This window comes from Micromonospora sp. NPDC003776 (genome assembly GCF_053605645.1).
In genome coordinates this window covers 1-9,771 of sequence record NZ_JBSGJR010000227.1, presented here as the reverse complement: position 1 = coordinate 9,771, position 9,771 = coordinate 1, and the positions used below count along the sequence as shown (strand labels likewise).

The 9,771-nt window shown below is 67.6% G+C and carries 11 protein-coding genes; 4 read left to right on the top strand and 7 right to left on the bottom strand.

Going from position 1 to position 9,771, the window contains the following annotated elements; genetic code table 11:
- Nucleotides 1–1,043: 1,043 nt before the first annotated feature.
- Nucleotides 1,044–2,504 carry a lysyl oxidase family protein gene (locus ACWEVO_RS19170; RefSeq protein ID WP_452308877.1) on the top strand — a complete coding sequence of 487 codons (1,461 nt, stop codon included), beginning with the start codon at nucleotides 1,044–1,046 and terminating at the stop codon, nucleotides 2,502–2,504.
- Nucleotides 2,505–2,680: 176 nt separating this feature from the next.
- Here the strand turns inward: ACWEVO_RS19170 and ACWEVO_RS19165 are convergent, their stop codons facing one another.
- Nucleotides 2,681–2,854 (bottom strand): hypothetical protein, encoded by a 174-nt coding sequence (locus tag ACWEVO_RS19165; RefSeq protein ID WP_452308876.1) that lies wholly within the window; start codon nucleotides 2,852–2,854, stop codon nucleotides 2,681–2,683.
- A 713-nt stretch (nucleotides 2,855–3,567) separates the two neighbouring features.
- On the opposite strand from ACWEVO_RS19165, the gene ACWEVO_RS19160 reads away from it, so the two are divergent.
- On the top strand, nucleotides 3,568–3,774 hold the full coding sequence (locus tag ACWEVO_RS19160) for a hypothetical protein (RefSeq protein WP_452308875.1): 207 nt from the start codon (nucleotides 3,568–3,570) through the stop codon (nucleotides 3,772–3,774).
- A gap of 436 nt (nucleotides 3,775–4,210) precedes the next feature.
- Here the strand turns inward: ACWEVO_RS19160 and ACWEVO_RS19155 are convergent, their stop codons facing one another.
- The gene (locus ACWEVO_RS19155; RefSeq protein ID WP_452308878.1) at nucleotides 4,211–4,384 is read right to left on the bottom strand and encodes a hypothetical protein; all 174 of its coding nucleotides are present in this window, start codon (nucleotides 4,382–4,384) and stop codon (nucleotides 4,211–4,213) included.
- A gap of 14 nt (nucleotides 4,385–4,398) precedes the next feature.
- Nucleotides 4,399–4,608: a hypothetical protein gene (locus ACWEVO_RS19150; protein WP_452308879.1), complete on the bottom strand. Its 210-nt coding sequence runs from the start codon at nucleotides 4,606–4,608 to the stop codon at nucleotides 4,399–4,401.
- A gap of 183 nt (nucleotides 4,609–4,791) precedes the next feature.
- Here ACWEVO_RS19150 and ACWEVO_RS19145 point away from each other — a divergent pair, with 183 nt between their 5' ends.
- Nucleotides 4,792–6,357, top strand: a complete 1,566-nt coding sequence (locus tag ACWEVO_RS19145) for a hypothetical protein (RefSeq protein WP_452308874.1) — start codon at nucleotides 4,792–4,794, stop codon at nucleotides 6,355–6,357.
- Between the two features lie 743 nt (nucleotides 6,358–7,100).
- Here the strand turns inward: ACWEVO_RS19145 and ACWEVO_RS19140 are convergent.
- The 4 genes from ACWEVO_RS19140 to ACWEVO_RS19125 form a co-directional block, all read right to left on the bottom strand.
- A complete protein-coding gene (locus ACWEVO_RS19140; protein WP_452308873.1) occupies nucleotides 7,101–7,328 on the bottom strand; it encodes a hypothetical protein in 228 nt (75 codons plus the stop codon).
- Between the two features lie 600 nt (nucleotides 7,329–7,928).
- The gene (locus ACWEVO_RS19135) at nucleotides 7,929–8,612 is read right to left on the bottom strand and encodes a hypothetical protein (RefSeq protein ID WP_452308872.1); all 684 of its coding nucleotides are present in this window, start codon (nucleotides 8,610–8,612) and stop codon (nucleotides 7,929–7,931) included.
- Nucleotides 8,613–8,734: 122 nt separating this feature from the next.
- The gene (locus tag ACWEVO_RS19130; protein ID WP_452308871.1) at nucleotides 8,735–9,244 is read right to left on the bottom strand and encodes a hypothetical protein; all 510 of its coding nucleotides are present in this window, start codon (nucleotides 9,242–9,244) and stop codon (nucleotides 8,735–8,737) included.
- A 145-nt stretch (nucleotides 9,245–9,389) separates the two neighbouring features.
- Nucleotides 9,390–9,542 carry a hypothetical protein gene (locus ACWEVO_RS19125; protein ID WP_452308870.1) on the bottom strand — a complete coding sequence of 51 codons (153 nt, stop codon included), beginning with the start codon at nucleotides 9,540–9,542 and terminating at the stop codon, nucleotides 9,390–9,392.
- Nucleotides 9,543–9,571: 29 nt separating this feature from the next.
- Here ACWEVO_RS19125 and ACWEVO_RS19120 point away from each other — a divergent pair.
- The coding region (locus ACWEVO_RS19120) for a hypothetical protein (RefSeq protein ID WP_452308869.1) at nucleotides 9,572–9,771 on the top strand (200 nt) is incomplete at its 3' end.

The following is a 9,771-nucleotide window of genomic DNA, read 5'->3' as shown; positions in this document are numbered from 1 at the left end:
GCCGCGGCGGCGCGGTCCGCCGGCTGGTTCCGGCCCACCCGTCGGGTTCCACCGCCGCAGCGGCCGATGCCACTGCCACGCGCCGCCTGACAACCGGCTCGGCACTGACCACGCCCTCGTGCCCCTGCGGGCAGCCACTGATCGGCTGCCCATCGAGACACGACGGCAGCCACCCTGTCGTGCCGGGCCGGACGCAATTGGCTATGACCGACGAGACGGGCTCCACCGGGACTGCCACATTTGGCCCCCCACGGGCCGGTTTCACCGAAAACCAAGACGCTGTACGTGCGCAGCCCTGCCGGTCTCTGCCGGCGCTTCTACGGCCTGGCGACCGGCGTCCGGAAGTAAACAGGTGAGCTATCTCCGCGTCGGCCCGATGGGCGCTCCCGAGGTACGCGCCACCGCCGCTGCGCGCCTCAGCTGAGCGAGCACACCAGCTGCAGGGCCTCGCGTTGCGCTTCGTGGCGGGCGGACTCCGGCCGTTCACGCCTGAACTCGGTTCGCCAGAAGCGGACTCTTCTGCCGTCAGCCCTGCGCGTGATGTCTCAGCGCGGGGTCATGCTGAGTAATCGTGAGGCCGGCACGGAGGAGGCGATCGGTGCTGCCTACGGCGCTGTCTCAATGCTGTTCCTTAGGAGAGATGCGCCAAGGCGAAGGCGCCGGGCGAGGCTGCGGTCGCCCGGCGGATGACCACGTAACGGGTTCTCGGGCAGACGCCAGGAGTCTTGGTCGGCCACGTTATCTATCAGGCGCTTTTATATTTGCGGTGACCAACAGCCTACCGATCGAGCTGGCATCCATCCTCGCCGCCCGGGTTGAAATCGGCTCGCTGAGCCATGCATGTCCAATTCATCAGGGCAGTGCTGCTGCAAGAATGAAGCGTGAGGAGAGAGGGACAACGCCCGCTCTGCCCCTGGATGCCTGTGCGACCGTCTGTCGGCTTGCGACAGTGACGGATATACGACTGCGGAGGCAAGCAACCACATGCACATCCGCGACGTCTGTCAATTGGAACGTCACTCGACAGAGCGGGGAATGCATCGATGACAGTACGAAGAGTGCTGGCCGTGGTTGCCGCAGTAGCGGCCGTGGTGAGCGGGGGCTCGGTCGCGGTCGCAGCACCAGCCGAGCCGCAGTTGCGGTTCGTCGCCGCAGCACGCTCGGTGACCGTGGAATCCTACCCGGACTACGGTGTCGCGCTGGACCTGGGCACTAACCTGGTGGCCGGCAAGAGTCCCTTCGAGGTGCGGCTCAAGCGTGGCTCGTACGGCGATCCCATCATGGCCGAGCAGATCGTCAACGGCTCAGCCGCCAAGCGCGTTGCGCTGCCCGTTGGACTGGTGACCGACTTCGCCGGGTTCCCGGCGTTCACCCACGTAACCATCACCGGTGGGGACGGCGCGGTCGTCCTCGAACGCGACGAGAGCTTCTGCCCGAACTCCTGGTACACGACACGGACCCGGCCGGACGCGCCGGACAGGTCGCCGTACCCGCAGGACTGCCCGACCAACCCGTTCACCATCGGCTCGGTGTGGGGCATCCAGGCCGGGTGGAGTGCCCCAGCCGGCATGCCGTGGTGGCAGGCCGAGCCGGTCGACCTGGCCGCAGGCACCTACACCGCGATGGTCCGGGTGAACCAGCCGTACCTCGACCTGTTCGGCATCCCGGCCGACCAGGCGTCGGTGACCATCGAGCTCAACGTGCGCGAATACCAGGGCGACCGGCTTCGGGCCGCGACAGGCGCGAACGCCGCCCGGACCGGCGCAACCCTGACCCCGGGCACCCGCCCGGCGGGCAAGAACAGCATCCCGAAGAACGGACCCAGGCCAGACCTCCGCTCGCTACCCGCATGGGGGATCCAGATCGGCGGATACGGTGAGAGCGACGGCCGTGACTACCTGTCGTTCAACGCCACCGTATGGGACGCCGGCCAGTCGCCGCTGGTGGTGGATGGCTTCCGGCGCTCCGGCGAGGATGTGATGGACGCCTACCAGTACTTCTACGACGCGAAGGGCAAGCAGACCGGGTACGCGCAGGTGGGCACCATGGAGTGGGACGCTCGGGACGGCCACCACCACTGGCACTTCACTGACTTTGCCCAGTACCGGTTACTGGACGAGAACGCTCAGCTGGCGGTGCGTAGCGGCAAGGAAGCCTTCTGCCTCGCCAACACAGACGCGGTCGACTACACCCTGCCGAGCGCCAACTGGCGGCCAGGCAACACTGACCTGCACACCGCCTGCGGTGACCAGTCCTCCCTGGCCGTCCGCGAGGTGCTCGATGTCGGCTCGGGCGACACCTACGGGCAGTACCTGCCGGGCCAGTCGTTCGACATCACCGATCTGCCCAACGGCACCTACTACATCGAGGTGGCCGCCAACCCGGGCGGCCGGCTGTACGAGTCGGACACCACGAACAACACCTCGCGGCGCAAGGTGATCCTCGGCGGCGAGCCGGGTGCTCGCACCGTTGAAGTCCCACCGCACCAGGGAATCATTGGCTGACCACGGATATTCCGGCGCTGGTCGTCGCTCGCACATCGGCGAAGCGACGACCAGCGCCCAGCGGACGATCTGAGGAAGGTGCGGGCCCTCTCCAAGAACGGGGCCTTCCGCCCGATGAGCAGCCGTCGGCACCGGGCACCGGGCACCGGGCAAGCTTGAGTCGAGCAGACAGTTGGCTATTGGCGTTGCCGATGGCGCCGGATCTGCTCCTCGAGCACTGCGAGGCGCGCATGAATATCAGCCAGCTGCGCTGCCGCGTGCTTAGCGCGAACGTGCAGGTCCGCCAGATCCCGGCTGAGTTGGTCTTCGGTGTGACCCGCGACAGGCGCGGGCACCTCCGCGGTGGTCATCCCTGATCTCCCCATGCTTGCGCAACCCGCAGAGGGGCAGCGAGTTGCGCAGACCGTACCCAGCTCACCGAGCACGAAAACCACCGGCACCGGGACGTCACCGTGGGACTGCACAACCAGGGTCCACGGCCTCGTTCAGGACGGGCAGTTGAAGCCGGATGCCGTTGAGGACCTGACCAAGCGGCTGCGGGACGCTGCAGAGAAGTTCGCCGAGGTGCGGACTCCACGCCGAGCTGCAGCACCTGGTCGCGCGGGCCCGCGCCGACCGTCACGTGGCCGCCTTCTCCCTACCGCCAGGTCCGCGAGCTGGTCGGCGACGAGCCGGCACACTGCCGCGCCGGACACGCCTACGCCGGCGGATCCGCCACCCGGCCAGTCCGCGACTGGTGGCCCTGCTGCTGCGGCGGGCACCTCGTGCTGCGCTGCAGCCGCTGCCCCGACATCGTGGCGGACCCGCCCGTGAGCGCCGACTGCGACACGAAGGGGCGGGCCGCGTCTCCGTGACCCACCCCGGTTGGTCCGTTAGCGGACTAGCCTCGCGTCGGTGACCGTCCAGGTCGGCCCGGTCTGGTGGAACGAACAGATCAACCTTCACGGGACAGCCCACCCGCGGCGGTTCGAAACCCGGCGAGACGCCGGCGCACCGGCCGCGGGTCGCGCCCTTGACCGGCTGCGCACACTGGGGGCAGGCAGCTCACACGGCGGAGGTCGAAATGCGCTGGCTCATTCTTCTGATCATCATCGCGGCGGCCGTGGCTGCCGCCGGACTGTGGCGCCACAGCCGGCGGGCCCCCGTCGACGGCAGCGAGGTACGTGACCTGCAGGCATCGGCCGAGGCCCGCCGCCGGCTCGACGACCACCGCAACCGGACGGACGGCAGCAACATCGACAGCCGCGGCGTGGGCGGCGGGAGTCTCTGACCTAACCGGCCGGTCGCTAGCGGCTGGCGCTCAACGGCAGGCACCTGCCCGGACGTGCACACCGCACCACGGCGGCAGGTCGGCCGCCCACACCCGCCAGCTCGACCCAGTCGCGTGGCGTCCGCGCGTTCTAGCCTACCCCTCCTCACGGCCGAGCACTCCAGCCGGTCCTCCATCGAGGACACCCAGCCCCTAGATCATTCTGTTCGGTGTTCTTAGAGGTCCTAACAAAGTCGTGCGACGTGTCGGTACGTGATGATGCAGGTGGCGAGGGCGAGGAAGGCTTCGTGGATGTCGTCGCGGCGCTCCCAGCGGATGCGTCGCCGTCTCATGCCGTGGTACCAGGCGATCGTGCGCTCAACCAGTCACCGGACCACTCCGAGGCCGGAGCCGTGGGGTTGACCGCGGCGGGCGATGCGCGGGCGGGCCCTTGGCGCTACCGTTTCGCGGTACTTGTCGTGGTCGTAGGCACGGTCGGCAAAAAGGGTTGGTCGGGACGTCGGCGGGGCCGGTCGCGCCGATTGCGTACCGGTGGGATCTTGTCGATCAGCGGGAGCAGTTCGGTGACGTCGTGGCGGTTACCGCCGGTCAGCGACACCGCGAGGGGGATGCCGGCGTTCTCGGTCAGGAGGTGATGCTTCGAGCCCGGGCAGGCGCGGTCGACCGGGCTCGGGCCGCTCTTGGGCCACGTCGGGCAGCGCGCACATGCGAGGAGTCGATCACAGCACGCGACCAATCGAGCTTGCCGGCCGCCTGCAGCTCGGCCAGCAGCAGCTCGTGCAGCCGCTGCCACACCCCGGCCCGGTTCCACTCCTCCAGACGCCGGGATGCCACGTCTCCGTCGATGCCGAGATCGCGCCACTGTCCGGTAGTGGCCGAGACATTGCGCACCGTAGTCAGACGTGCCATAAATGCCGCGTGGGAGCCGGAAGGAGCACCACCGGCCGACGCGGCCGCCCGTACCGGACGAATGCCGGACCGGCCGACCGGCAGCGCCTGCCCGCGCACCAGCATCGGGTGGGCTGGCTGCTGCGGGTCAACCGGCTTTACGGGCCGAGCGAGCGGTGGCTGCGGTCGGCGGCCTTCGCCGAGGCGTTCCAGGGCGGCTGCTGGGCCGAGCAGGCCAGCATCTACCAGATCTCGCGCTGGGAGACGGCGGCAGTGAATGCCCCGTACCTGGCCATCCGCCGGTACGAGGAGCTACTGGGCCTGCCATCGCACCACCTCGTCGCGCTCGTGGACACCATTCACCGGGATGGGACGCCCACAAGGAAGGTGCCGCCGGCGCTGGCGCGGTTGCCGGACCGGATGGCCGCGTCGGATCGCCTCGACGAGCTCGTGGAACGGGCGGCTTCCTCGACGGACCTGCTCACCGGTGTCGAGTGGGACGAGCTGACGCGACGGTTGGCGGCCGCACCGGGGATGGTGATCACGCCGCACCGGGTGTGGGCGGACATCGCCGAGCGGCTGCTCAGCGAGACCATCGTCGCCGACGGGATCGCCTGGATGCAGCGCTACGAGGCGCTGAGCCGTCTCCTGGCACATCCCGTTGGTCAGCAGGCGGCGGTCGCCGCGTGCGCGAGTCTCGCGGCGGACCCCACGAACCAGGTATTCGTCGAAACCGTGAGTGTTCTGGACGCCAGCGACCATCCCGACGCAAACCGGCATGTGCTGCAACAGCTCCTCCACCCCACCAACGAACGTGCCCAGTACGGTGCCCTGCTGGCGAGCGTTCGCAAGCTGAGGTTCGGGCACTTCACCGATGCCGAGATGCCTCGTCTGTTGGCGGTCATCCAGGAGCTGACCTTCGACTCGACCCGGCGGGACGACATCCAGCCCCTGGCGGCCGAGCTGCTGCGTCGTCTGCCGAACACGATCTCGGCGGCGAGCCGCACCAGGCTGCAGGCACTGGCCACCGATCCAACCCTGGAACACGTGCTGCGAGCCGGCCGGCTGGCCGATCAGGAGGCCAGCCAGCGCCTAGTGACCCGGCTCGCTGGCGCGGTGACGGCGGGGATGCCCCGCGATGTCCCAACCTTCCGCGACGACGTGCTGCCCGTCCTGCTGGACGAGATGTTGTTCCACCCGGTGTTCGACGTCCGGCTTTTGGCGGCCATCACGGTCAGCGGCACCCCGTATCGCCGGCCGCTCGCCGCCGTCCTCGCCGCGCAGCTTGCCCGCCCCGCAGTCCTGGGCGCATCGGTGGCACCCGCCATGATTGAGGCGCTGCGGCTGGTCGGCGGAGCAGAGCAGCGCGCGGTGATCGAGCGGCTGATCACCGCCAACGGCGTGCCAGCTCGGATCACGGTGGCCTCGGCCCAGGCCATCGGGCACGTCGGCGGGCGTAGTGAGGACCGATTCTGGAGGCAGGCCATCACGTACCACGCGGGGCTGTGGCAGCGTACCCGGCGGCCGGCCCACGCATCGGCGCTGAGCAGCCTGACCTACGGCTTGGGCATGACCCGCAACCGCGCCATGTTGCACCGGCTTCGCGCCGACGACCAGATGCCCGAGCAGGTGCGGGCCGCCGCCACCTGGTGGCTCAATCTGTCGACCGTCGTGTATGAGAGCGCCAACCAGTAAATCCCTTCCAACGGGCCGTCGCAGCGGGCCGCAGCTTGACCGGTGGCGGTCGGCGAGACTCGCCGGGGGTACATCCGTCCGTTGCTCCCCGGGCCGATCCGCACCACCCTCGACATCGTCGACGACGTGGCCGCCAGGAAAGGTGTGTCGAGGCCCGGCTCGTAATGCGGCGACGTTGACATCCGCCGGCAGCGAGAGTTGCACGTCGGTTCGGGAGAGTGGTCCCACGAACCGGACCGGACAAGAGCGCGCTTCTCTCGACCCACGGGGCCGGTGCGCCTGCGTCGATAGCCAGCCCCCGCCGGTCCGCATCTCTCTCAACCACACGTCGAGCGTCCGGCGTCAGCAGACTAGCGACCCGAGCAGCCGCCTCACCATCAGCCACCACCGGCGTCGACGGCACCGTCTCCTGGTCGGTTCCTGCGGCAGTTTTGACCATCGTGCGAGAGGTGCCAGCTGCTGGCGGCCGGCGTCGACGAGCCGTACCGGGCATGGTCGCTTGACGTTCGGGGCCGACTCGCAGCAAGGCTCGCGCGGCCTTTGCTGCTTCGCTGCCTGACGCCTCGCTTACAGTTCTGGACGCTTCGTCCGTCGGGGTCCGTCGGCGTCGCTGGCCTCCAGCCACGGTCCAGCGTCGGTTATTACTGGCCGGCTCCGTCCGCGCCGGTTGCTGCCACTCGGCAGATGGGCGGCGGCGCTCGGGACAGTGGTCCTCGTCCAGGAGGCCAAACGCCTCCGGCGCGTCATCCAGAAATTGGCGGTATTGCGGCCGGATGCTCCGCTCTGGCTGCGATGGCCGCGGCTAGACGTTGCCCGTCGGACGGACCCAAGCCGCCGAGGCGGTCAGCGGCGTCCTCAAGCTGCTGAACGGCGATGTCCGGGTGAAGTGTCTCGTCGTCGCACAGCTCGAAGAACGCCAGACAGTCGAGCAGGCTGTCGAGCACTGCCGTAAAGATCGGATCATCTGACACGCCCGCATGCTAGAACGTTCAGACGTTGAAGCGGAACTGCTCGGCCGCTGCGACGTCTTACTCACAAGCTGTGTTCGGATGGCGGGCCGTGTTTGTTGTATCCACGACTTCGGGCGACTGTCCGCACGTGGCAGCCGGCGGTCGTCTTTTTCCCGACCGGTCGCTATCATCGCTGCTGTCGACAGCCCCCTATGGTTTGGTCGCCAGCCTGCTCCAATTCGGCGCTGTTCCGTTCGCCCATAGGCCACGGAACCCAGGCTTGATCGATATCGGCGAAAGGTCGGCTGTGCTCAGCGCTCGTGGCAGCCCGCCCGGCCACGCCGGATTGCTCAGGATGCGGAGTTGGCGCATGAAACTGCAGACGAGACACTGACACGGAAACGCCGACGGCGGCGCGGGTAACCACCCGTGCCGCCGTCGCTCGTCGTGGAAGTCAGCCCTTCTTGGTCAGGCTGAGCAGGTAGTACTTGTCCCCGGTGCGCTCGTTGCCCCAGAAGACGTAGCCGTCCTCGCCCTCCGTCGGGGCCTGCTTGGCCCCTGGGTCCCGAATCGTTGTGAGGCGACGATCCGGGACCCCATGCCGATCGTACGGCTAGCCAGTTACGGACACGGAGATTTCGCGTTGTAGTTCAAAGGACCGGAGACAAAGCCGATGAAGTTCGTGGTGCTTAGGTTCGAGTTGTAGGGAACGTACCCCTTATTCCAACAGGCGTACTGGGTCGTGGCTCGAAGTTCGGTGTGGACGTGGGGGCCAGTCCAGCAGGAAGCCCCGCCGGGGCCCGGGCCACCTCCGTTGCCGTTGGCGAGGTTGGCCATGTTGCCGAGGTACGTTCCCCAGCGGCCGACCGTCTGCCCCACGTAGAGGGAGCCGTTGCGGTCAAGATGCGCATACGTGACTTGCCCGTACGACGCGCCGTTGTAGAGGATTTCTACGGTGACCAGATCGCCGCCCCCGCCGAGCCGGCAGGCGCTGTCGTCGATAATCTGGGTAACCCGGGTGGTGACGGCGTTGTTGTAGGCGGAGTCCGACGGTGCGACGTATAGGTAGGCCGGCTGCCCAGATGAGCCGTCAGGCGTGTAGAGATCCGTACACCAGTCGTTCGTCGGAGCGGCCTTGGCTAGGCAGACGTGGCTCGATGGACTCTCGCCCCATCTCGCGTTGACCGGCGATCCGACCCAGATGAGCGGTGATTGGTAGGCGTATGCGGGCGCTGCAGTGAACACTCCGCCGAGGGCCGCAAGAGCCAGCGCTAGACCGACCGCGACCCGCCTTTTGATTTGCATGACATCTCCTCTTGTGAACTGGTCACCCCATGTGGTGTGGATACATCTTTATTCAGAAGTTGGCCTTCCTCCTCCTTGGCGCGTGAGGGTTAGTGCGACGGACGTCCCCTAGCACGAAACCGCTAGACCGAGATCGTGATACAAGCGATGAACCGGAATCTCTCCACCCGTGGAGGTGACCAAGGGTAGGTGCCAGGGAAGCTCTTCCACCGGTAATACGAACCGCACACACCGCTGCCAGAAGGGACCCAGCGATCGATGGTGAACAGCGAACCGCGAGGGCATCCCGTAGCGCTGGTGTACCAGACGCTTCCCGCCCATGCCTCGGTCGGGTCAGAGTTGTCACAGATCCATCCGGCCGTGTCAAGTACATAGATTGAGCCGATATACTGCGTGCGGTTGTTGTAATTCTTCGCGCCCGTGTTGACAGTGATCACGAGGCCGGCGCCGGCATAGCCGTTGACCGTGTCAGCCGCGGCAGGTTGGACCGCTATGAACGTCATTGCGCTGACGGCAATTACTAGTGTCGCGAACATGGTCGTAATGCGTTGCTTCGTGATCCGTCGTCGCCGGCTTGGTTTTTCCGGTTGGTTGACAGCGAACATTGCCGTCGTTTCGGGACCTTTAGCCATTGGTACCCTCCGTGTGCTCGAAGGTTGAGCCGACGAGGATCAGCATCCCGTGTGTGACAGTCCAGGGCCGACTCGTTGCACAGGCTGGCTTCGCTTGCAATAAATGCGTTGGGGTGTGCGGGCGGGGAGACAAGCGGCGCTCTGCCTACTCCGACCAAACAACAAGGGCCAGCACCTGCGCCGACTCGTACTGCCCCGTCAGGGCCTCTCGCAGCCTCGCGGCTGCCGCACCCTGGCCGTCCCCGTCCGCAGCGCGGGCCAGCTCGTGCGCGGCGTCGGCCAGGCGTACGGCCTTCACGGCGTACGGAGGGAGGACAGGAAGCTATCGTGCCAGTGGCCCATCAGGACGACCATTCCCCGGCCGCCGCCGGGCGGTTGCCTGCCGCCGGCCAGGGCGGTCGTGTCTCCCACCCGACAGTGCGCCGGCCCGTCACTGGCCACCAGCCGGCCCTGGCCGGCGGCATGATCGACCGATGCGACTACGACACACCCTCGCCGTTCTCACCGCGGCCGGGCTGCTCCTCGCC